This window comes from Streptomyces sp. NRRL WC-3618 (assembly GCF_001280005.1).
GTDB lineage: Bacteria > Actinomycetota > Actinomycetes > Streptomycetales > Streptomycetaceae > Streptomyces.
Genome location: NZ_LGDW01000043.1, coordinates 1 through 22,366, shown reverse-complemented (window position 1 = coordinate 22,366; position 22,366 = coordinate 1). Strand labels below are relative to the sequence as shown.

The following is a 22,366-nucleotide window of genomic DNA, read 5'->3' as shown; positions in this document are numbered from 1 at the left end:
GTTTGGGTCGTCGTCAGGGTGAGGGGGAGGGCGATGAGGGCGGCGACTGCGCAGGCCATGCCCACTCCGGCCGCCGCGCGGGTTCGGCGGCGGCGGGTCGCGGTGCGGCGGATCTCCTCGTAGCGGCCCGGGGGCGCGCCCAGGTAGGCGGGCGTGGTGGTGGGCGCCAGGAGGATCAGGAGCGGGTCGTCCGGGTCGTGGTCGGGGCCGGGGGGACCGAGATCCGGGTCGTCTTCTTCGTCAAAGCGTGTGGTCAAGGCTTTTCCTCAGGTGGGCGCGGAGCAGTTCACGGGCCGCGTGGAGGTCGGCCTTAATGGTTCCTTCCTTGCGTCCGGTCAGCGCGGACACGTCCCGGATCGGCATGTCAGCGTAGTAGTGCAGGAGGATCGGGACGCGCAGTCGTTCCGGCAGGGACTGGACGAGGAGGCGGATGGACGGGTCCGACGGGTCGGTGTGGGGGCGCAGGGCCGCCTCCGACGTCACGTGCCGCATGGCCTTGCGTTCGCGTTCCATCTTGCGCCAGTGGTCCCGGACGATGTTGGCCGCCGTCACATAGAGGAAGCCGCGCGGCTCCTCCACCGAGGTCCAGCGGGCCCACAGCCGGGTGAACGCCTCCGAGGCGATCTCGTGGGCCGTCTCGTCGTCGTCGACGAGCCGGCGGCACCAGCCGGCCAGGCGTGGGTAGAGGGCGGCGAACAGCTCGGACGCTGCTTTGTCGCGGGACCGTTTCAACGCTCTCCATGGTGCTGTTGCCACCGGCGTGGCACTCGTGGGGGAGGACGGCGGGCCACCGGCGTACGTTCCGGCGGCCCGCCGTCCTTTCGGTGCGAGTACGTTCACGGTCTCGGCGGCGACGTCGACGTCAGCTCGGCGAACACGATCACGTTGTCGAGGTAGCTGCCCGCGTCCCGGGGCCCGCCGCAGGTGATGAGCCGAAGCTCCGGGCGGCTCACGTTCCCGTAGACGTCCTCCGCCGGGAAGTCGGCCTTGGCCACCGTCCGCAGGGACGTGACCGTGAACTCGGCCCGCGTACCGTTCTCCAGGCGCGCCACGATCTTCTCGCCCCGGCGCAGCCGCGACAGGTCGTGGAAGACACCGTCCCCGTACGCGCCGACCGTGACATGGCCGAGGATCACCGACGGGCCGGTCTGACCCGGCGTCGGCGAGTGCTCGTACCAGCCGGCCTGGTCGTGATCGCTGACCGGGGGCACCTGCACGGTGCGGTCGGGCGCCAGGCCGAGCCGCATGACGGGGGTGTCGACCCCGATGGCGGGGATCCGGAGCCGGACGGGCGCCGAACGGCCCACCGCCCGGACGGAGTTCGCGGACGCGTGCTGACGGGAGGTCGATTGCGGCTTGCCGGAGTTCGGCCGTGGCGCGGAGCTGCCGGGACTCGCGGTCCCTGTCGTCCGTACGCCCTCGCCGCTCGAGGAGCAGCCCACGAGCAGCGTGGCCGTCGCCGCCGTGACCGCCGTCCCGAACGCGCGCCTGGAGAGCACGGTCACGCCCCGGTCGCCCGCCGACGGCGTACGACGAACACCGCGGCGCCACCCACGGCGAACGCGGCGGCGGCGCCCCCGCCGATCAGGGCCCCCGGAGTTCCGGAGTCCGTCGACGTCTCGGTCACGCCGGTGTTGGGCGCGCCCTTCGGGACCTCGGCCACCTGGGCCGGGGCCTGGGTGGGGGCGTCCTTGGCGGGGGCATCGCCGGGAACGGGGGTGGCCTCCCCGGCCGGGGCCGGTGCCTTGGTCGGCGCGGGGGTCGGCTGGGTGTCCTGGGTCGGCGCGGTGCTGGGGGCCACGGTCGCGGTCGGGGTCGGAGTCGTGTCGTCGGCGAACGCGGGCGCGGTGCCCGCGAGTACGGCGGTGGCCGCGAGTGCCACGGCGCTGAGGACAGTACGGCGCACGGTACGGCGCATGGAATCGCTCTCTTTCGTCGTCCGCCCCGAACCCCGCCCGGAAGAGGGCGGGTTGGGCTGGGCGGGCTGAGTGACGGATCGAGCGGAGAGACGACACGGCGGCCGGACGGGTTGTAAAGAGATGGCAAAGGGCGTCAGAGTGGCCGGGCTTGCCTCTGCTACCCCAGGGGTTTACCCCGTACGTACGCCACAGGTTTACCCGCACTCGTACGAGCGCGGGATGGCATCGAGTACGTGAAATGCCAGGCTCTCCCCGTCGAGCCGGATCCTTCGTTAGGCCGGCAACCGAAGAAACCGAAGAAACCGAAGAAGGGGGACCCATGAGGTCGCACCGTAGAAGTCGGCGCGTTCTGGCCGCGTCCGTCACCGCCGGCGTGATGACCCTCGCCACCCTGGCGACAGCCAGCCCCGCCTCCGCTTCCGCAAGAGTCTGTGGAAACGGCGGGTCCGACTCCCTGGGGTACTGGGAGGTCTGTTACGAGATCACCGGTCACGGCCTGTATGTCGAGCAGGTCGAAGGGAGCGCGAGGCGAACCGACAACAACAACGCGAAGTCGATCCACATCGAATACATCAAGGCCGGCGGCGTGCACTGGAAGAACGGCCTGCAAGCCTCCACCAACAACCTGACGGACGTCTTTGTCCTCAACGCCTCCGTTTCGAGGGCGGGCAACTACTGCGCCAAGCTCTGGATCGCCAGCGGCGGCTCGCAGCACTACGGCGGGGAGGCCTGCATCTACGTTCACTGATCCAGGCCATGGGGCTGCCAGCGCGCCCGGCCCTCCCCGGCGGTCCCCGGCCGCTATCCGCCCGGAGTCACGAGCCCCGATTCGTACGCCACCACCACGGCCTGCGCCCTGCTGTCCAGGTTCAGTTTGGTCATCGTGCGGTTGAGGTGGGTCTTGACGGTCGCCTCGCTGATGTAGAGGCGCTCGGCGATCTCCAGGTTGGACAGGCCGCGGGCGATCAGTTTCAGTACCTCCAGTTCGCGGGCGGTCAACGCCCGCAGATCGGGGGGCTGTTCGCAGGCGGTCTGCCGGGCGTACGCCTCCACCAGGCGGCGGGTGACGCTGGGCGCGAAGAGCGCGTCGCCACCGGCGATGGCGGCGACGGCGGCGAGCAGGCGTTCCGGGCCGGAGTCCTTGAGCAGGAACCCGCAGGCTCCGGCGCGCAGTGCCCCGTACACGTACTCGTCGAGGTCGAAGGTGGTCAGCATCAGGATCCGGGGTGGAGGGTCGCCGGCCTCGGCGAGGATGCGTTCGGTGGCCTCTATGCCGTTCATGCCGGGCATCCGGACGTCCATCAGGATCACCTCGGGGGCGGTCCGGGCGGCGAGGAGCACGCCCTCCGCGCCGTCGCTCGCCTCGCCGACGACCTCGATACCGGGTGCGGCACGCAGCAGCCCCACCAGGCCGGCCCGGATGAGGAACTGGTCGTCCACGACGAGCACGGTGGTCATGTGGTGGTGTCGTCCCCCTGCTGTGCGGCCCGCGCGGAGGTCGGCAGGACCAGCCGTACGGCGAAGCCACCTTGGTCCTGCGGGCCGATGTCGATCTGCCCGCCGTAGAGCTTGGCCCGCTCCCGCATGCCGGGCAAGCCGTGGCCGCCGCCGGTTCCCACTCTGGCCGGAATCACCCCCTGCCCGTCGTCCGTGACCGAAACTGTCACCTGGTGCGGTTCGTACCTCAGCCGTACCTGGGCGCTCGCGCCGGGCGCGTGCTTGAGGACGTTGGTCAGGGCCTCCTGCACCACCCGGTACGCGCACAGTTCCACGCCGGGGGCCAGGTCGCGCTCGGTGCCCTCGACGGTCAGGGCGACCCGGGTCCCGCCGGAGCGCAGCCGGTCGGTCATCTCGCCGAGGCGGGCCAGGCCCGGCATCGGGCCTGCGGGGGCGCCGTCGTCGGCGGCGCGCAGCACCATGAGCATGCGGCGCAGCTCTTCGAGGGCCTCCTTGCCGGTGGCTTCTATCGTGTCGAGCGCGGTACGCGTGGTGAGGCGGTCGGTGTCGAAGACGAACCGGGCGAGACCGGTCTGCACGGAGATCACGGACAGGTGGTGGGCGACCACGTCGTGCAGTTCGCGGGCGATCCGGCCGCGTTCCTCGGCCACCTCGCGCCGGGCCCTTTCGGCCTGTTCCCGGCGCAGTTGCCGGGCCAGTTCGGCCGCGCGCCGGGCGAGGGCGCCGAACCGCCACAGCATCGCCGGGTAGACCACGGCCTGTCCGGCGACGGACGCCCAGCCGTCGGTGTGGTTCACCGCGCCCGCGTAGATCCAGACCCCGCCCATCAGCGCGGCGCAGGCGACGGAGACGCGTGGCGCTCGCACGGAGGCGACGGTGTAGACGGCGAGCATGGGGCCGAAGCTGCACACGACGGGCCAGTAGCCGGCGGTGATGTACACCAGCCAGGTCGCGTGCACGACGCAGCAGACCACGACCGGGGCCCGGCCCCGGAGCACGAGCGGCAGGTGGACCAGGACGACCAGCGCGTAGGCGGTCGCGTCGAGCGGATGGTGCCCCTGCCGCGCCGCCTCCGGCCCCAGCAGCAGGGCCACACCGGTCAGCGCCGCGACGATCAGCGCGTCGACGGCAAGGGGGCGGATCCGCATCGCAGCAGCGTACGGCCCGTCCGGCCGGCGGGGCGTCAAACTCCTGCGGTACCGCAGAAGTTGCAGGAACCGCACGGCTACCACGCTGGTCGGCCCGGAGCGCCAACCAGCGTGGGACGACGCTCCACGCGGCCCGCCCGTAGCGTCCTGGACCAGGACAGGACGACGACGAGTCGCGTCCGCGCGTCGCGTTCGTGCGTCGCGTCGCGTCCGTTCAACGGAATGACCTTCCAGCGTCTGCGCCACCGCAGGGGAGTGGCGCAGCACCTGTCTCTACTCAACCAGGGGAGTCGACATGTCCACGAGCACCAGATCTGTCCGGCCGAGCACGGGTATGTGGCGCCGGGTGCTGGCCACGGCGGCGGTGCTGGCCACCACCGGCAGCGCGCTCACCGTCGCTTCGCAGCCCGCACAGGCGGCACTGCCGCCCCAGCAGATCGCCGATCCCGTCCACTACTGGAACGACGTCCTGCTCCAGGTCATCCGTCGTGAGGGTGGCGGACCGGGGCCGATGTCCCGTTCCGCGGCGATGCTGAACGCGGCGATCTACGACGCGGAGAGCTCGTACCAGCTGAAGTGGAAGGGCAGGATCACCTCGGAGCCGTACATCTCCGCCCACAAGTACGACGGGTGGGTCGAGGGTCCCGACGAAGAGGAGCGGGTGATCGGCCGTACGGCGTACAACATCCTGCTCGGGCTGTACGGCGAGCGGCAGACGCAGTTCCTCGACAAGAAGTTCCGTGACCGGTTCGGCACCGAGCCGACCGATTTCGATCTGCTCGACGTCACGGTCGTCAACCGCATGGTCACGCAGATGAGGAACGCGCGCAACGACGACGGCTCCCGCAACGAGAAGGTGTACGCCGGCGACAACAAGCCGGGCGCGTGGCGGCCCACCAGCTACCCGGACATGCCCGATCCGTCCTGCGAGCGCGACAGCCAGGCGGTCACGCCGTTCTGGGGCCAGGTGAAGCCCTTCGCCCTCACCTCCGGCTCGCAGTTCCGCCCGGCGAACCCGGGCCTGTACGGGACGTACGAGAAGTTGCTGGCCAGCGACGCCTACAAGGCGCAGGTCGAGGCGGCGCGGTCGGCCGGCGCCGACAAGCCGACCGCGCGCACGCCTGTCGTCAACCGGACGCCGGATCAGGAGGCGGCGGCCTGGTTCTGGGCCAACGACGAGGACGGCACCTACAAGCCGCCCGGCCAGCTGCTTCAGGCGACCAGGGAGGTCTCCCAGGCCCGCCATCTGAACACGTACGAGAACGCTCGGCTGTTCGCGCTCGTCTCCCTCGCCATGGCGGACGCCGGGATCGCGGTACGGGACGTGAAGTTCCTGACCCCGATCGACCTGTGGCGGCCGGTGTCCGCGATCCGGGAGAGCGGGCTCGACCCGCAGTGGAAGCCCCTGCTGAAAACCCGGGCGGGCGTGAACTTCACCCCGTGCTTCCCGGCCTGGGCGTCGGGGCACGCGACGTTCGGCGGGGCCTGGGCGGGCGTGATGAAGCGCTATTTCGGCAGTGACGACATCGCCTTCGACATGACCACCGACGAGCCCCAGTCACCGGTGAAGACCCGCCGCTTCACCAGCTTCAGCGCGGCAGCCACCGAGGACGCCTTCAGCAGGGTCTGGCTCGGAGTCCACTTCCCGTGGGACGCCGAGGACGGCCTCACCCTGGGTGACAAGGTCGCGGCCCAGGTCTACACCACGAAGCTGGGCAAGCTCTAGGCGAAGAGCGGGCATCGCTATCGCAAGCGGAATTCCCGGGTGCGGGCGGCGAACAGTTCCGACTGTCTGTCGCCCGGCAGGTTGCCGAGGCGGACCAGGTGCGGGGCGTACGCGAGGGCGTGCGTGCGGGCCGCCTCCTTCGCCGCCCACACCGCCCGGACCGTGCCCTGTACGCCCTCCGGCGGATACGACGCGATGACCCGGGCGCACTCCACGGCTGCCGCCAACGACCCACCGGGCGCGGTGACTTCGCTGACCAGGCCGATCGCGTGGGCGCGCGCCGCCGACACCCGCTCCGCCGTCCCCATCAGCGCCATCCGCGCGATCTCCCCGTACGGCATCCGCTGCGCCATGCCCATCGTCTCGTACGCGCTGACCATGCCGTACGTGGTGTGCGGGTCGAAGAAGGTCGCGGTCGGGTCGGCGACGACGAACTCCGACTCCGCGAGGAGGTAGAAGGCGCCGCCGCAGGCCATGCCGTTGACCGCCGCGATCACCGGCTTCCACAGGTCGTTCGCCTTCGGGCCGATCCTTTCGAGCGGATCGTCCACCATGTAGGGCGAGTTGGGCTGGGGGACGGTCGCGGAGCGGTCGAGGCCCGTGCAGAAGGCGCGCGGCCCGGCGCCGGTGAGGACGATCGCCCGTACGGTGTCGTCGAAGCGCAACTCCTGCCAGGTGACGGCCAGTTCGGCGGCGGTGGCGAGGTCGAGAGCGTTGAGTTTCGCCGGCCGGTCGAGGGTGACGACGGCGACCCCGGTCTCCTTGTCGGCGGACAGACGTAGGGTCACGGGCGCTCCAGGATCCACTGCGGAAGCCCGGTGGAGGAGAAGACGACCCGCACCCGCGCGCCGATGCGAATCCGGTCCGGGGGAAGGGAGTTGAGGGGTGCGTCGGGCCCGCTCACCAGGTTGCCGACCAGCCGGATGCGCGGTGCGTCCGCCAGCTCGACGACGATCACGTTGTACGGGGCCTGCTCGGCGTAGTCCGGGAGGAGCGGGGGGTGCGGGACGACGTACGACCAGACGCGTCCGTGTCCGCTGACCGGCCGCCACTCGCTCGCGAAGGACTGGCAGTGGGGGCAGCAGGGGCGGGGCGGGAAGCGGGGTTCGGCGCAGTCGGCGCAGGTCTGGACGCGGAGTTCGCCCCGGGCCGCGTACTCCCAGAAGGGGGCGCCGTCTTCGTCGACGACCGGTGTCAGCATCTCTCAGCTCCTCAGCAGAAGGGCGGAGGTGGGGACGCCCTCGCCCGCGGTGACCAGGCAGGTGGCGGCGCCGGGGACCTGGGCGGTGCTGGTGCCGCGCAGTTGTCGCACGCCCTCGGTGATGAGGTTGAAGCCGTGGACGTACGCTTCGCTGAGGCCGCCCCCGCCGGTGTTCATCGGCAGCCGGCCGCCGATCTCCAGGGCGCCTGACTCGGTGAACGCGCCGCCCTCACCGCGTCCGCAGAAGCCGTAGCCCTCCAGGGAGAGGGGGATGAGGGCGGTGAACGCGTCGTAGATCTGCGCCACTTGGACGTCGTCGGGGGTGAAGTCGGCGTGTTTCCACAGGTGTCGGGCGGCTGTCCAGGCCGGGCCGGTCAGCGGGTCGTCGTTCCAGTAGTTGACCATCCCGTGGTGCTGGGCGGGCAGGCCCTGGGCGGCGGAGTGGATGTAGACGGGGGCGCGCCGGCAGTCCCGCGCCCGCTCCGCCGACACGACGACACAGGCCAACGCCCCGTCGGTCTCCAGGCAGTTGTCGAACAGACACAGCGGCTCACTGATCCAGCGGGAGGTCATGTACATCTCGCGGGTGAGTGGACGGTCGTACATGATCGCGGCCGGGTTCTGGTTCGCCCGGTTGCGGCAGGCGAGGGCGACGTTGAAGAGGTGGTCGCGGGTCGTGCCGTACTCGTGCATGTGGCGGCGCGTGAGCATCGCGATCTCGTCGGAGGGCCGCAGGAGCCCGAAGGGGCGCGTCCACTGCGCGGGGGTGGGAAGTTGGGCGGTGGTGTTGCGCCACGGGCGGGGCCCGGAGCCTCTCTTCCGCGACCTCCAGGCGACGCCGACCGTGGCCTGCCCGCTGGCTATCGCGGCGGCGAGATGGGCGACGGTGGCGCAGGAACCGCCGCCGCCGTAGCCGACCTTGGAGAAATAGGTGAGGTCTCCGAGGCCGAGCGCCTTGGCGACCTCGACCTCGTCGGTCTCCTCCATGGTGTAGGAGGCGAGGGCGTCGACCTCGGCCGGGGCGATGCCCGCGTCGTCGAGCGCGGCGAGAATCGCCCGGCACGCCAACGTACGTTCACTCTCGGGGAGTTGACGGGCGAAGGGGGTCTGTCCGATCCCGGCGATGGCGGTGGCGTCCTTGATCCCGGTGACGTCCCCGCTACCGGCCATAACTGGTGCGACTGCCATGACTGCACACACCTCCGCGCGAGTGCCCGGCTGCTGACAGGGCGTCAGGTTACAGCTAATCTGACGGTCAGTCAGCTCTTGTGCGGTGAGGTGTTGCGGGGAGGCTCGCGGTGTGCGGTGACGTGGAGTGGGGCAGCATTCCGGGGCTGGTCCGGGCGGCGGTGAAGCGGTACGGCGACACCGAGGCGGTCGTGGACGGCCGTACGCGCGTCTCGTACACGGAGTTGGGCGCGCGGGTGGAACGCGCGGCGGCGGCCTGTGTCGCGAGCGGGGTGGTGGCCGGCGACCGGGTGGCGATCTGGGCGCCCAACTCCCTCGACTGGATGGTGTCCGCGCTGGGCGCGGTGTCGGCCGGCGCGGTCCTCGTGCCGCTGAACACGCGCTTCAAGGGGACGGAGGCGGCGTACGTACTGGCGCGCAGCCGGGCCAAGTTGCTGTTCGTGACGGGGACGTTCCTGGGCACGTCGTACGTGGCCTCCCTGCGGAGGGCTGCCGGGCGTGGCGACGGCGAGGGTCCCCTGCCGGGGCTTCCCGGACTGACGGACGTGGTGGTGCTGGGGGAGGACGCGCCGGCTGAGTTCCGTACGTGGAAGGACTTCCTGGCGGGCGGCGAGGGGATCGACCCGGCGGTCGTGCGGGCGCGGGCGGAGGCGGTGGAGGGCTCCGATCCCTCGGACATCGTCTTCACGTCCGGCACGACGGGACGGCCGAAGGGGGCCGTGATCACCCATGCGCAGTCGCTGCGCGCGTACGAGATCTGGAGCGAGCTGGCGGGCCTGCGGGAAGGGGACCGCTATCTCGTCGTGAACCCGTTCTTCCACACGTTCGGCTACAAGGCGGGGGTGCTGGCCTGCCTGATGCGGGGCGCGACGGTGATCCCGCAGCCGGTGTTCAACGTCGACACGGTACTGGCGAACGTGGCGGCGGAGCGGGTGTCGGTCCTCCCCGGCCCGCCGACCCTGCTCCAGTCCGTCCTGGACCACCCGTCCCGGGACGCGTACGACCTGTCGAGCCTGCGACTGGTGGTGACGGGCGCGGCGGTGGTGCCGTTGCGGCTGGTGGAACGGTTGCGCACGGAACTGGACGTGGCCACCGTCCTGACGGCGTACGGGCTGTCCGAGGCGAGCGGGATCGTCACGATGTGCCGCCGGGGTGACGCGGCGCCGGTGATCGCGTCGACGTCCGGAAGGGCGATTCCGGGGGTCGAGGTGCGGGTGGAGGCGCCGGTGGGCGAGCCCGGGGAGGTGCTGGTGCGGGGCTTCAACGTGATGCGGGGCTACTTCGAGGACGCGGACGCCACGGCCGAAGTCGTCACGGGAGAAGGCTGGTTGAGGACAGGGGACGTGGGCGTGCTGGACGCCGACGGCAACCTGCGGATCACCGACCGACTCAAGGACATGTTCATCGTCGGCGGCTTCAACGCCTACCCGGCGGAGATAGAGCAGCAGCTCGGCCTGCACCCGGATGTGGCGGACGTGGCGGTGATCGGCGTCCCGGACGCGCGCCTCGGGGAGGTCGGGAAGGCGTACGTGGTGCGACGGCCGGGGGCGAGCCTGACGGGGGACGACCTGATCGCCTGGGCGCGACGCGAGATGGCGAACTACAAGGTGCCGAGGGCGGTGGAGTTCGTGGGCGGGCTGCCCCGGAACGCGAGCGGGAAGGTGGTCAAGGGGGAGTTGCGGGAGGGAGTTCAGGGGGAGGCGGGCTGGGTGCGCCGGGCGTAGGCGCGGGCCGCGCGAGCGCGGTCGCCGCAGCGGGTGGAGCACCAGTGGCGGCGGCCGGTGCGCAGGAGATAGCGCGTGCAGGGGGCGGAGCCGCAGGCGGCGAGGCTGCTCGTCCTCGACAGCGTTCAGGCCGCCGAAGCGGCCACGATCCTCGGAGCGCGCCGGGTGGTGCCCGTCCACTGCGACAGCTGGGCCCACTTCACCGAAAGCCGTGCCGACATCGTGGCCGCCTTCACCGCCGCCGGACTGGCCGACCGGCTGCAACTGGGCTGACGGCAACGACTGATGGCGCCGGCTCACCGCACCGGTTCAGGCACATACGGCGGCAGCCGCGGGGACGTGCTCCGCGGCCGCCGTGTCATCGGGCGTGTGGGTAGGCCGTCTCAGCGGCCCGCCGCCACCGGGGCCGACTTCCGGGACGCCCACGACCGCATGCTCTCGGGGACCGCCCCAGGGGGGGGCGCCTATCCCACATCGACATCCCAGGCTTCCGTGTTTCCGCAGGTCATCGGGGGTGAGATGTCCCATCGTCCCAGGTGCGCGGTGGCTGTTGTGCCAGGTCCACGAGGCATCCGATGCTGTGGCCGTCGCACCGGCTGAAGCGGCCGACCGCCTGGGCACACACCTTGATCCGCAGGGTTGCCGAGGGCGCGTGTGTGACCTCTCTCCGATCAGAAAAGGAACACGCAGATGAACGTGAAGTCCCTTGTGAGCCGCCGGGTGGCCGTGTCCGCGGGCCTCGTCCTGGCTCTTGGGTGGGGTGTGTCGGCACAGGCAGCCGCCACCGGGCCGCAGACGATCAGTGGGAAGGCCCAGCACGCGGGGACGCACCGCCCGGGCGCCGGCGCCAAGAGCACCGTGGCCGCCTGCTCTCAGGAGGTCCTCGGGGTGTCCGCCGTGAAGGAGCCCGCGGACAGCGAGGACGCCAGGCACCTCCTCCTCATCGTCCAGAACGCCGGCGACAAGAAGTGCGACCTCTACCGCTACCCGCTCGTGCGACTTGGTGCCGGTCGGACCACGGCCCCCGTGATCAAGGAGAGCGACCCGAACCCCGGGGTGCCCGTCACCCTCGCTCCGGGTGAGGAGGCGTATGCGGCTCTGCTCGTCAACGGCCCCATGGACGAGTACGAGGCGAAGAGCATCACCCTCCGCCTCCAGGGTCGCAAGCCCGGCAGCAGCGCGGGCAGGCCGATCGATGTCCCCATGCCCGTCGAGACGTTGTACGCGAACGATTTTCAGCGTGTCACCTACTGGACGACCGCTCCGGGGTACGCCCTGGATTTCATCATGTCGAAGTGAAGGACCCCGCTACGGACCGCTGCCCGCGGTCGAGGTCCAGGCGGCCTGTTGCTTCGTCAGCCGCCGGTTTCCGTCTTGTCGTAGGTGGTGGTCATGGGGATCCAGCCTCGGGGGTCGCGGTACCAGTAGTGCGGTAGCCCCTTGATGCTGGTGGTGCGGAACGGGCGGCCGTGGTCGTCGATGCGCACCGTGCCGGTCCGGCCCTGTGAGGACCAGTCGAGGTCGAGGTACCAGTCGCAGGTGCAGGACTCGGTGCGTGCGGAGACCAGCAGGACCTCCGGTTCCCGCAGGGACACCTGGTAGGGGAAGTCGACCGCGGTGACCGGTCTGCCCGGGTCGTTGCCGGGCATCGACCGGGCCAGGGGCCGGTGCGCGTCGAGGTTCACGGAGAAGTAGCGGGGGATGAGGATGGCGCCGCAGCCTTCGTACATGGAGTAGGCGATGCCCCGGCGGACGCCGGGCGTGGTGCGGTTGACCACGCGCACATGCAGTGCCTCCAGGACGACGGCGGCGGAGCCGCGTCCTTGTACCGAGATCCGCAGGTTGGTGGTCCTTCCGTGTACCGCCTGTTGGGACGTGGCCCACACCTCGGCGTCCGCCGGGGTCGGTGGCGGCGGGACCTCCTGAGGTGGCTTGGCGATGACGTAGTCGTGGTCGCATTCGAGTTGCCAGAGATGGGAGTCGGCCGTCCAGGTGAGCGGGGCCGACGCCGGGACCATGTCGCCGCCGCGCGCGGCCGGTGCTGGGACATTCGGTGTGGTGCGGGCGGAGGGCGACGACTCACCGCCATCGGCGGGGGGTCCGGCAGCGGATGTGGTGAGGCCGGCGAGCGCGACGACGATCAATGCCCCCAGGGCCATCGATCGCACGGGTCGTCTTCGGGGGAGCCCGGTGTGGGGCCGCCGGTCGGCCGGCGAAACTGGCTCCCGTGCCTCGTCCACCGGGCTGCTGTGACTCGTGGATGCGGCCGACGCGGCCGATACGGCGGTGCTCGTGGCGTCGTGGGGCGCCGGTGCCCGCCGGGCAGCGGAGGGGCGTGGTCGTTGCCGTTCCGCGACTGCCAGGATCCACCGGCGGTGCAACTCCACGCGCTCCTCGGGGGATGCCCCGCAGAGGGCGGCGAACCGCTCGATCCTGGTGAAGTCCAGGGGAACCGACTCTCCGGCGCAGTAGCGGTGCAGCGTGGAGGCATTCATGCCCAAACGGTGAGCCAGCGCCGAGTAGCTGCGGTCTGTGCGCGCCTTCAGACGCGTCAGCAGCAACGCGAACTCCGCTACGTCATCGTGGATTGCGTCCATGCGGTCCGTACTCGCATCCATCTGCCGGCCTGCGCAGTCATGTCCCGATACGGGACGGCATCCCAGGCACTCCCCATACCTGCACGTCAATACGGCCGGGATGGTTCCACGAACGTGTCATCCAGCCGCGCGGTGTGCCTGGCTCGCCCCGAAAACACGACGACCGCGATGGCTCCCCCTCCGCGCCACCGCGGTCGTTCCCCGTGCGTAGGTCGTACGTCTGTTGAGTTGGGGCGGAGCCGACGGCTCAGGCCGTTTCGCCCGTCGCGTGGACGTCGTCCGGCTTGGTGGTCGTCGGTTCCGTCGTCGCGTGGACGTCGCCCAGGATCGTCGCCGTGGCCTTGGTCTTCTTGGCCGGCTCGGTCGTCGCGTGCACGTCGCTCAGCGTGGTGGCGGTGGCCGGCTCGCTCGTCGCGTGGACGTCGGTCGGCTTGACTGTGTCGCTCATCTGCTCTCTCCCCTGAATGGTGACTGGTGGAAAACGGGGCCCGTCCCGCGACTCCCCCGCGGACTGCGGGACGGGCCCCTGGGCCGGTTCACCTCAAGAGGTCCGGCCCCCCTGTCGTTCCGCCTGCCCCCCGACGCGACGGCTCGACAGGGACGAGCCTGCCGGACGGCGATAAACGAACGATGAACGGTCGCGTCGGTCCGGATATTACGCCGTATGCCCGAGCGACTTTCAGCAGCTCGTACGCGTCGCCCGCCCCAGCAGATCCCGCACCGCCTCCGCCTCCGGCGCCCCCAGCGACTCGAAGACGGCGAGCGCGTCCTGCCAGCACACCTGGGCCCGGTCCAGCTGGCCTACGCCGTGCAACGCCCGCCCCAGGACCGTGAGTACGTTGCCCCGTCGCCACTCGCCGCCGATGCCGCGCAGTACCGTCAGCGCCTGCTCGGCGTTGGCCGCAGCACGGGCGGAGCGGGCGGCGGCGAGGTCGACCTCGGCGAGACGGAAGAGGGTCATGCCCTCCCACAGGCGCTGCCTGCTGTCCCTGAACACCCGTAGCGCTTCGTCGAGATGACCGGCGGCCTCCGTCAACTGGCCGCTCTGGGTGAGCGCCAGGCCGAGCGCGTAACGGCCGTTGGCCCCTCGTACGGTGTGGCCCATCGCGTCGTACATCGCCGTGCCCTGCTGGGCGAGGGCGACCGCGCTGTCGGTGCGGCCCGTGGCGAGGTGGATGCGGGACAGGTTGCACAGGGCGCTCGCCTCACCGGGGCGGTCGGCGAAGGCGCGGTAGCTCTCGATGGCGCGGGTGAAGTGGGCCTCGCCCGCGTCGTGCCGGCTCTGGTAGAGGGCGACGACTCCGCTGATGTTGGACGACCAGCAGGCCGTGTACTGGTCGTCCGCCGCGAGCGCCAACTCCGTTGCCCGCTCCGACTCCTGGACGGCCGCGTCGAAGAGGCTCCCGGAGACGTGGTGCACGAAGGCCAGCGTCGTCAGGGCGCGCGCCTCGGTACGTCGGCACCCTGCCGCCCGCGCGGCGTCCCGCACGGTCGCCGCGACCGCCTCGTACTCCCTGGAGTTGGTGCCGGACTCGGCCAGTTCGACCGCCGCCCACAGCACGTCGGCGGCGCGGCGCAGCGTGTGCGGCCGGGTCGCGGACTGCCGTACGCAGGCCAGCACGCACACCGCCTCCGCGTGCACCCAGTCCTGCGCGGCGTGACTGTCGGCGAACGTCAGCCCGGGATACTCGGCGTACTCGAGGTGGTCGACGAGCTTGTCCTCGGGGCGCTGGACGCGGTAGGTCGCGGCGACCGTCGCGAGGTAGAAGTCCAGCAGCCGGGACATCGCCGACTCCCGCTCACCGGGCGGGTGTTCGTCCCGTTCGGCGCATGAACGCGCGTAGAGTCGTACGAGGTCGTGGTACCGGTAGCGGCCGGGCGCCGCCGATTCCAGCAGCGAGGTGTCGACCAGCGACTCCAGGACCTCCTCGGCGTCGTCGACCGGCAGGTCCAGTACGGCCGCTGCCGCCGCGAGCGAGATGTCGGGGCCGTCCGCGAGGCCCAGGAGCCGGAAGGCGCGGGCCTGTTGGCCGTCCAGGGCGCCGTAGCCGAGTTCGAAGGTCGCCTTCACGGCGAGGTCGCCGGCCTGGAGTTCGTCCAGGCGCCGACGTTCGTCGCCCAGCTTCTCCGCCAGGACGGACACCGTCCACGTTCTGCGCGCCGCCAGCCGGGACGCCGCGATCCTGATCGCCAGCGGCAGGAAACCGCAGGCCGCGACCACATCGAGGGCGGCCTTGCGTTCCGCGGCGACCCGCTCCTCGCCCACGATCTTCGTGAACAGCTGGAGCGCCTCCTCGGGGGACATGACGTCGAGGTCGACGAGGTGGGCGCCGGCCAGGTCCACCATCCGTACCCGGGAGGTCACCAGGGCCGCGCAGCCCTCCGTGCCGGGCAGCAGCGGACGTACCTGGGCGGCGTCGCGGGCGTTGTCCAGCAGTACCAGGACCCGGCGGCCGTCCAGCACGGAGCGGTACAGGGCCGCGCGCTCCTCCAGCGAGTCCGGGATCGCCGAGTCGGCCGTGCCGAGGGCGCGCAGGAAGGCGCCGAGGACGGTCTCCGGGTCTGCCACCTGGGTGCCGGCGCCCTGGAGGTCGATGTACAACTGCCCGTCGGGGAAGGCTGATCGGGCCTGGTGGGCCACATGCACGGCGAGCGTCGTCTTGCCCACGCCGCCGATACCGGCCAGCGCGGACACCGCCATCACTCTGCCCTGCGCCGAGGATGCCGACGAGGCGGACGACAGGACCTTGCTCAGCTCGGAGACGAAGGCGGCGCGGCCCGTGAAGTCCGGGACCGTCGCGGGGAGTTGCGCGGGCCGCACCGGTGCGGGCGCCGGTTCGGGGGCGAGCGGGGCGGAGGGCTCGGCGAGTCCCGGGTCCGCCTGGAGGATGCGCTGCTGCAACTCCTTGAGGCCGGGACGGGGATCGACGCCGAGTTCGTCGGCGAGCAGGCGGCGCGTGTCCGCGTACACCGCCAGGGCCTCGGCCTGCCGACCGCTGCGGTACAGCGCCAGCATCAGCAGTTCGCGCAGCCGCTCACGCAGGGGATGCTCGGCCGTGAGGGCGGTCAACTCGCCGACCGACTCGGCGTGACAGCCCTGTTCGAGGTCCATGTCGAGCCGAGATTCGAGGAGTTGGAGGAGCCACTCCTCCAACCGGGCACGCTGTCCTTCCGCGTACGGTCCCGGGACCCCCGCCAGCGGCTTGCCGTCCCACAGGTCGAGTGCCTGGTTGAGGACGTCCCGGGCGTGGCGCAACTCCCCGGCGCTCCTGGCCTTCTCCGCCTCCGTGGCCAGTTCCTGCGCCACCGTCAGGTCCAGCGCGCCCTCCGCGAGCGAGCCGATCGCGTATCCGCCGGAGTCGCTCACCAGCACCCAGGCGCCCAGCACCTTCCGCAGGCGCGAGGCGTACGTCCGTACCGCCGCCAGCGCCTGCGACGGCGGTTCCTCGCCCCACAGCGCGTCGATCAACTCGGCCGCCGTCGCCGTGCGGCCCTCGCGCAGCAACAGCGCCGCGAGCAGCGCCCGTTGCTGCGGGGAGCCGGTGGGCAGCGGCGTCTCGTCGCGCCAGGCCCGTACCGGACCGAGCACGCTGAAGCGCAGCGCCGCCGAGGAATCAGCCGGAGAGTCCGCCGGGGACATGACCGGCGTATCCCTCGGATCCCGCTGTGCCGGCACCCGCGGTACAGCCGGTTTGTCACCCATCACCGCTCCCTGCCGAACTTCAAGACACAGGACGTCAGTTTGCCTTGTTCTTGGCATGTGCGTCAGCTCTGGAGACAGTGATCACAGGTCGGCACACGAGGTATTACAGGGTCCTCACACGGTCTTCGCACGGGGTTCCACGGAAAGGGGGGCACGACAACATAGCTGACGGTCCGTCAGATCGGCGCTACCGTGCCTGTTATGGAGACGACTGTGGAGAGTACGGAGACGACCAGCACCTTTCCGAAGATCATCTCGGTGGACGACCACACGGTGGAGCCCCCCGGCGTCTGGCAGGACCGGCTGCCGAAGAAGTACCTGGACATCGGCCCCCGCGTGGTCCGCGCGCCCCTGAAGGAGATGTCCTTCCTCGGCGGCCGCTTCAAGCCCGTCATGGGCGAACCGGGTGACGACGGCCCGATCGGCGACTGGTGGATCTACGAGAACCTGCGCCGCCCCCTCACCCGCCTCGACACCGCCGTCGGCTACGACCGCGACGAGATCAAGCTCGAGATCATCACCTACGAGCAGATGCGCCCCGGTTCCTACGACGTCCCGCACCGACTGGCCGACATGGACATCAACCACGTCCAGTCCGCCGTCTGCTTCCCGACCTTCCCGCGCTTCTGCGGCCAGACCTTCACCGAGGCCGAGGACCACGAACTCGGGCTGCTCGGCGTGCGCGCGTACAACGACTGGATGGTGGAGGAGTGGTGCGGCCCCCAGGCGCACGGCCGCCTCATCCCCCTCACCCTCATCCCGCTCTGGGACGCGGAGTTGGCCGCGGCCGAGGTCCGGCGCAACGCGGCCCGCGGCGTCCGCGCGGTCGCCTTCTCCGAGATACCCCCGCACCTCGGCCTGCCCTCCGTCCACGGCGACGACTGGGACCCCTTCCTCGCCGCGTGCGCCGAGACGGGGACGGTCATCGCGATGCACATCGGCTCGTCGAGCCGGATGCCGTCCACGTCCGCCGACGCCCCGCCCGCCGTCGGCTCCACGATCACCTTCGCCAACTGCTGCTTCTCGATGGTCGACTGGCTGATGAGCGGTAAGTTCGAACGCTTCCCGGAGCTGAAGATCATGTACGCGGAGGGCCAGATCGGCTGGATCCCGTACATCCTGGAGCGCGCGGACGTGGTCTGGGAGGAGAACCGGGGCTGGGGCGGCGTCGCCGACAAGGTCCACCGGCCGCCGTCCGAACTGTTCGCCGACCACGTCTACGGCTGCTTCTTCGACGACGCCTTCGGACTGCGCAGCCTCGACTCGATCGGCGTCGGCAACGTGCTCTACGAGACCGACTACCCCCACTCCGACTCCACTTGGCCCGGTTCGCGTGAGGTGGGCGAGAGGCAGATGGGGCACCTGGACCCGGCGGTCGTGGAACGGATCGTCCGAGGGAACGCGATCGAGTTGCTGGGGCTCACGGCGGAAGGCCTGTGGCATCCCGGCAGTTCGGCGTAGGCCGACACGACAGGGCCTGGGGGGAGGGGAGGAAACTGGCGTACAAGCCATGGGCAGAAACTGGCGTACAAGCAATGGGAAGAAACTGGCGTAGAACCCATAGCGTCGCTGGTCATCCGGTACCGTGAACTTCCTTGGGGGGCCAAGTGGTCGGACTGTGAAGACGTGTTGCCGGACGCGGCTGTCCCCTCAGGTCTTGTCGTGACGACTCGGATCTTGTCGTGATGACAGGACCTGGCGTCCGCAGTGACCGCAGTGACCGCACAGGAAAAAAACGGGGGCCGACCGTTGCCGTACACCGCCGAAATCAGCCGGACCAACCCGGGGTGCTTCATCTTCCTCGTGGACCAGTCCGCGTCCATGAGCGATCCCATGGAGAGCGGTGAGACCACACAGCCACGGGCCGAGGTGGTGGCCGGCGCCATCAACCGGCTGCTGACGGAACTGTCGGTCAAGTGCGCCAAGGAAGAAGGCGTACGCGACTACTTCCACGTCGCCGTGATTGGCTACGGACACCAGCATGTCGGCTCCGCCTACCAGGGCACCCTCGCCGGCCGCGACCTCGTTCCGCTGAGCGAGGTCGCCAACAACCCGGCGAGAGTGGAGAGCCGGACCAAGAAGGTGCCGGACGGCGCCGGCGGGCTGGTCGAGACGACCGTGCAGTTCCCGGTCTGGATGGACCCGGTGACGAACGGCGGCACACCGATGACCCGCGCCCTCGGCTACGCGGACACCCTTGTGGGCAACTGGGTCGAAGCGCACCCCAGCGGCTTCCCGCCCATCGTCCTCAACCTCACCGACGGCGAGTCCACCGACGGCGACCCGACCAGCGCGGCCATCGGCCTCGCCTCGCACGCCACCGCCGACGGCCCGGTCCTCCTCTTCAACCTGCACGTCTCCGGCAGCGGTGGCGCCCCCATCACCTTCCCGGACAGTGAGGAGCAACTGCCGGACACCTACGCCAAGTTGCTGTTCCAGATGTCCAGCGTCCTGCCCAGCCACATGCGCTCGTACGCCGCCTCGCAGGGCCACCGCGTCAGCGAGACGACCCGGGGCTTCGTCTACAACGCAGACATCGTCTCCATCGTGGAGTTCCTCGACATCGGCACCCGCGCGACGGAGCTGCGCTGACCATGGGGGACATCCCGGCGCTGCCGTCGGCGCAGTGGTTGTGGACACAGAAGGCGGGCAGCAGCGAGCAGGAGTGCGAGGACGCCGCGTACTCCTGGCAGTCCGGAGAGGCGGGCGTCGACAGCGCCGGACGGGCCGTCGCGTCGCTGTACGTCGCGGTGTCCGACGGCGCCTCGGAGAGCCTCCTCGCCCGCGACTGGGCCACGCTCCTGGTCCGCGACGCCGTCGAGTCCATGCGACTCGCCGGTGACTGGTGGCAGGAACTCGGCACGTTCGTACGGGACTTGATGGAACGCTCCGCACTGCACTGGGACGCCTTCCTCACCCGTTACCAGGCCGAGCGCGCCACCCAGGGCAGGCCCATCGCCTGGTACGAGCAACCCGGCCTGGAAAAGGGCGCGTTCGCCACGGTGCTGGGTGCCGAGATCCGGGCCACCGTCCTGGACGACGGCACGACCCACTGGTTCTGGTTCGCCTTCGCCCTCGGCGACAGCTGTGTGTTCCAGCTGAGGGGCGGCCGTCTGGTCGAGTCCTTCCCCGTGCGCTCGGTCGAGGAGTTCGGGATCACTCCGCAGCTCCTGGGGAGCCGGAACCATGATGTGCGGCTGGTCGCGGAGCGGATGCGGGTGGCATGGGGCGAGCTGCTCCCGGGGGATGAACTCCTCCTCACCACCGACGCGTTGGCGGCCTGGGTGCTGTCACAGGCAACTGACGTAGGCGGCAACGGGATTGTGGCGCTCCCTGCCTTCGACTCCTTCGACCGGCAGGACTTCGCCGATTGGGTGGACGACCAGCGGGCGCGCGGCCGGATGCGCAACGATGACGTGACGCTCGTCCGGACGAGGGCGGGAGCGGAGGCGTAGATGGCGGTGTCCCCCGGCGGTGCCCCCGGAACCGGCTCGGCCCGGAGGTTCCCGACGGGAGCGAACTACGCGGAGGCGTTGCAGCACCCCGAACTGTGCTTTCAGGATCCCGAGTTGAAGTTCGGCACGGTGCAGCAGAGCCCCGTACTGGGTCCGAAGGCGATCTCCGGGAACTTCGCCAGCGTCTTCTCCATCACGGCGCGCGGCGGGCAGCGGTACGCGCTGAAGTGCTTCACCCGGGACAGCGCGACGCTCGGCAGGCGCTACGCCGCCATCAGTTCGGCGCTCGGCGGACTCGCCCCGAGCGGGATGTCCCAGCCGTGGCCGGTCGGCTTCGACTTCCTGGAGCAGGGCGTACTGGTCGGCCGCGAGTGGTATCCGGCGGTCAAGATGACCTGGGTCCAGGGCACCGGACTCATCAGCTGGATCGAACGCAACCTCCACGACCCGGCCGCCCTGCACTCGCTCGCCGACCGCTTCCTGGCCATGACCGCCGACCTGGAGCAGAACGGCATCGCCCACGGCGACCTCCAGCACGGCAACCTCCTCGTCGCCGCCGACGGAACCTTCCGCCTCGTCGACTACGACGGCATGTACGTCCCCGCCCTGCGCGGCGAACAGGCCACCGAGAACGGCCACCGCAACTACCAGTCGCCCTCCCGTACGGCCGCCGACTTCGGCCCCGCCATGGACCGTTTCTCCGCCTGGACCATCGAACTGGCCCTCATCGCCGTCGCCACGGACCCCGGCCTGTGGACCCAACTCCACGACCGGCACGGCGAGTTCCTGATCCTCTCCGAGGCGGACTTCAAGGAACCGGCGGCCTCCCTGGCCTGGCCCGTCCTGCTGAGCCACCCGGACCAGCGGGTACGGGAGGTGGCCGGCCGGGTCAAGGGCTTCCTCGGCAGGCCCGCGTCCGCCCTGCCACCCCTGACCGCCGACGCAGTGCGGCTCCCGGCGCAGCGGAGGTCGACGCGAGCCGGGGCTGGGGCTGGGGCAGGGGCAGGGGGGACTGGTGGTGCGGGTGGGTACGGGGCGGGGCGGCGGCCCACGGTCACGTCCTGGACGCCGCCCGCGGCCGGGGCGCCCGCGTCCGGGGTGCCCGTCTGGATGGCGGGGCGCCTCGCCACCGCGGCCCCCGGCTCCGCGTCCACCCCGTCCACCCCGTCCCCGGCACCGCAGCCCGTCGGCGCCGGACTCCCCGGGTTCGGCGGGCGCGGCGCCGGTGACCTGGTCGCCGCCGTCGGCGCGCTGCTCAGTACGTCCGCGCCGGGTGCGCTGGTCCTCGCGGCGGCCCAGCCCGTGGACGCCCTGCCCGCGGCACAGGGCGTAGCCCTGCTCACCGCCGCCGCCCTGGTCGGGTGGGGGCGACGCCGGCGCCCTGAGTACCGGGCGGCGCGCACGAGGGTGCGTGAGCTGAAACGGCGCTCCCGTGAACTGGCCGACCCGGCGAGCGCCCATCAGCGCCTGGAGAAGGAGATCCGCGTCCTCGACGACGCCCTCGCCAAGGACAACACGGCCTCGGACCAGCGTGTTCAGGCTCTGCAGATCGAGCTGCGCGACGGCCAGGCCCGTATCACCATGGACCTCAACCGTCGTACCGACCAGGCCCAGCAGCAGTTGGTGGGGCTCGCGGCGAAGGAGCAGCGGCGGATCGACAAGGCGCTGGAGCCCGCGATCAGGGCGCACATCCAGGACAAGCTGCGCAGGACGCCGATCGACGAGGCGCGGTCGCTCAGCAACATGGGCGGCAAGATGGTGCAGGCGCTCCAGGACGCGGGCATCCACAGCGCGGCCGACTTCATCGGCGTGGACTTCTCGCACAACCCGTCCGTGGTGTTCCTGGTCGGTCCCGCCGGTCAGCGGATCCGGGTACCCGGCATCGGCGAGGCCCGCGCCGCCGTCCTCAGCGACTGGCGGCAGGGGCTGGAACGCCGGGCGAGGGCGTCCGCCCCCACGACGGCGCCGGCGGCGGCCAAGGCCCAGATCAAGGCCGACATCGCCGCCCTCCGGGTGGCGCACCGGACGGAGATCAAACAGGCGGAGGCCGAGGCCCAGCAGAAGAAGGCGGCGTTGCAGCGGCGGATCACCGACGAACGCGGTCGGCTTGTGGGGCAGCGGCAGCAGCGGGCGATGGATACGCAGCGGCGGCGGGCGGAACTGCTGCAGCGGCAGAAGCAGTTGGGGGGCGCAGGGGTGGAACGGGCCAGGGTGGAGGCGGAACTGGCGGTCGTGCGGGGGGAAGCG

19 protein-coding genes and 3 pseudogenes are annotated in these 22,366 nt (G+C 70.9%); 9 read left to right on the top strand and 13 right to left on the bottom strand.

The window, feature by feature from the left end; all coding sequences use genetic code 11:
* The 4 genes and pseudogenes from ADL01_RS06680 to ADL01_RS06665 all read right to left on the bottom strand — a co-directional run.
* A pseudogene (locus ADL01_RS06680) lies at positions 1–257 on the bottom strand (hypothetical protein); the annotation flags it as partial.
* Positions 241–732, bottom strand: coding sequence for an RNA polymerase sigma factor (locus tag ADL01_RS06675; protein ID WP_053740963.1), 492 nt, complete (start codon positions 730–732; stop codon positions 241–243). The pseudogene ADL01_RS06680 and the gene ADL01_RS06675, both read right to left, overlap by 17 nt.
* A gap of 104 nt (positions 733–836) precedes the next feature.
* Positions 837–1,505, bottom strand: coding sequence for a class F sortase (locus tag ADL01_RS06670; RefSeq protein WP_199834773.1), 669 nt, complete (start codon positions 1,503–1,505; stop codon positions 837–839).
* Positions 1,502–1,906: a hypothetical protein gene (locus tag ADL01_RS06665; protein WP_053740965.1), complete on the bottom strand. Its 405-nt coding sequence runs from the start codon at positions 1,904–1,906 to the stop codon at positions 1,502–1,504. The genes ADL01_RS06670 and ADL01_RS06665 overlap by 4 nt, the downstream gene beginning before the upstream one ends.
* Before the next feature lie 332 nt (positions 1,907–2,238).
* Here ADL01_RS06665 and ADL01_RS06660 point away from each other — a divergent pair, with 332 nt between their 5' ends.
* Positions 2,239–2,667, top strand: a complete 429-nt coding sequence (locus ADL01_RS06660; RefSeq protein WP_234354529.1) for a hypothetical protein — start codon at positions 2,239–2,241, stop codon at positions 2,665–2,667.
* A gap of 53 nt (positions 2,668–2,720) precedes the next feature.
* Here ADL01_RS06660 and ADL01_RS06655 read toward each other — a convergent pair whose 3' ends face one another.
* Both ADL01_RS06655 and ADL01_RS06650 read right to left on the bottom strand, forming a co-directional pair.
* A complete protein-coding gene (locus tag ADL01_RS06655; RefSeq protein ID WP_053740962.1) occupies positions 2,721–3,377 on the bottom strand; it encodes a response regulator in 657 nt (218 codons plus the stop codon).
* Positions 3,374–4,525: a sensor histidine kinase gene (locus ADL01_RS06650; RefSeq protein WP_053740961.1), complete on the bottom strand. Its 1,152-nt coding sequence runs from the start codon at positions 4,523–4,525 to the stop codon at positions 3,374–3,376. Before ADL01_RS06650 ends, ADL01_RS06655 begins: the two co-directional genes overlap by 4 nt.
* 295 nt (positions 4,526–4,820) lie before the next feature.
* Between ADL01_RS06650 and ADL01_RS06645 the strand changes: the two genes are divergently transcribed.
* Positions 4,821–6,251: a vanadium-dependent haloperoxidase gene (locus ADL01_RS06645; RefSeq protein WP_234354528.1), complete on the top strand. Its 1,431-nt coding sequence runs from the start codon at positions 4,821–4,823 to the stop codon at positions 6,249–6,251.
* A 17-nt stretch (positions 6,252–6,268) separates the two neighbouring features.
* On the opposite strand, the gene ADL01_RS06640 is transcribed toward ADL01_RS06645, so the two are convergent.
* The 3 genes from ADL01_RS06640 to ADL01_RS06630 are packed head-to-tail and all read right to left on the bottom strand — an operon-like array spanning position 6,269 to position 8,640.
* Positions 6,269–7,039 carry an enoyl-CoA hydratase/isomerase family protein gene (locus ADL01_RS06640; protein ID WP_053740959.1) on the bottom strand — a complete coding sequence of 257 codons (771 nt, stop codon included), beginning with the start codon at positions 7,037–7,039 and terminating at the stop codon, positions 6,269–6,271.
* Positions 7,036–7,452 (bottom strand): Zn-ribbon domain-containing OB-fold protein, encoded by a 417-nt coding sequence (locus tag ADL01_RS06635; RefSeq protein WP_053740958.1) that lies wholly within the window; start codon positions 7,450–7,452, stop codon positions 7,036–7,038. The genes ADL01_RS06640 and ADL01_RS06635 overlap by 4 nt, the downstream gene beginning before the upstream one ends.
* A 3-nt stretch (positions 7,453–7,455) precedes the next feature.
* The gene (locus ADL01_RS06630) at positions 7,456–8,640 is read right to left on the bottom strand and encodes a lipid-transfer protein (RefSeq protein WP_199834772.1); all 1,185 of its coding nucleotides are present in this window, start codon (positions 8,638–8,640) and stop codon (positions 7,456–7,458) included.
* Between the two features lie 110 nt (positions 8,641–8,750).
* Here ADL01_RS06630 and ADL01_RS06625 point away from each other — a divergent pair, with 110 nt between their 5' ends.
* On the top strand, positions 8,751–10,364 hold the full coding sequence (locus ADL01_RS06625; RefSeq protein ID WP_053740956.1) for a FadD3 family acyl-CoA ligase: 1,614 nt from the start codon (positions 8,751–8,753) through the stop codon (positions 10,362–10,364).
* On the opposite strand, the pseudogene ADL01_RS41460 reads toward ADL01_RS06625, so the two are convergent.
* Positions 10,331–10,468: pseudogene (locus ADL01_RS41460) on the bottom strand (CGNR zinc finger domain-containing protein); the annotation flags it as partial. The gene ADL01_RS06625 and the pseudogene ADL01_RS41460 sit on opposite strands and share 34 nt — an antisense overlap.
* Position 10,469: 1 nt before the next feature.
* On the opposite strand from ADL01_RS41460, the pseudogene ADL01_RS06620 reads away from it, so the two are divergent.
* Positions 10,470–10,637 (top strand): annotated as a pseudogene (locus ADL01_RS06620) (MBL fold metallo-hydrolase); the annotation flags it as partial.
* Between the two features lie 417 nt (positions 10,638–11,054).
* Entirely contained in the window at positions 11,055–11,663 is a 609-nt protein-coding gene (locus tag ADL01_RS06615) for a DUF4232 domain-containing protein (protein WP_053740954.1), read from the top strand.
* A gap of 56 nt (positions 11,664–11,719) precedes the next feature.
* Here the strand turns inward: ADL01_RS06615 and ADL01_RS06610 are convergent, their stop codons facing one another.
* From ADL01_RS06610 to ADL01_RS06600, 3 genes are all read right to left on the bottom strand, one after another.
* A complete protein-coding gene (locus ADL01_RS06610; RefSeq protein WP_053740953.1) occupies positions 11,720–12,961 on the bottom strand; it encodes a helix-turn-helix domain-containing protein in 1,242 nt (413 codons plus the stop codon).
* A 247-nt stretch (positions 12,962–13,208) separates the two neighbouring features.
* Positions 13,209–13,409, bottom strand: a complete 201-nt coding sequence (locus tag ADL01_RS06605) for a hypothetical protein (RefSeq protein WP_053740952.1) — start codon at positions 13,407–13,409, stop codon at positions 13,209–13,211.
* A 231-nt stretch (positions 13,410–13,640) separates the two neighbouring features.
* On the bottom strand, positions 13,641–16,601 hold the full coding sequence (locus tag ADL01_RS06600) for an AfsR/SARP family transcriptional regulator (RefSeq protein WP_107090825.1): 2,961 nt from the start codon (positions 16,599–16,601) through the stop codon (positions 13,641–13,643).
* A 264-nt stretch (positions 16,602–16,865) separates the two neighbouring features.
* Here ADL01_RS06600 and ADL01_RS06595 point away from each other — a divergent pair, with 264 nt between their 5' ends.
* The 4 genes from ADL01_RS06595 to ADL01_RS06580 all read left to right on the top strand — a co-directional run.
* Positions 16,866–18,125 (top strand): amidohydrolase family protein, encoded by a 1,260-nt coding sequence (locus ADL01_RS06595; RefSeq protein ID WP_199834771.1) that lies wholly within the window; start codon positions 16,866–16,868, stop codon positions 18,123–18,125.
* Positions 18,126–18,380: 255 nt separating this feature from the next.
* Entirely contained in the window at positions 18,381–19,256 is an 876-nt protein-coding gene (locus ADL01_RS06590; RefSeq protein WP_234354527.1) for a vWA domain-containing protein, read from the top strand.
* 2 nt (positions 19,257–19,258) lie between these two features.
* A complete protein-coding gene (locus tag ADL01_RS06585; protein WP_053740948.1) occupies positions 19,259–20,119 on the top strand; it encodes a hypothetical protein in 861 nt (286 codons plus the stop codon).
* Positions 20,120–22,366 (top strand): hypothetical protein (locus tag ADL01_RS06580; RefSeq protein ID WP_053740947.1); only part of this gene is annotated, 2,247 nt, incomplete at its 3' end.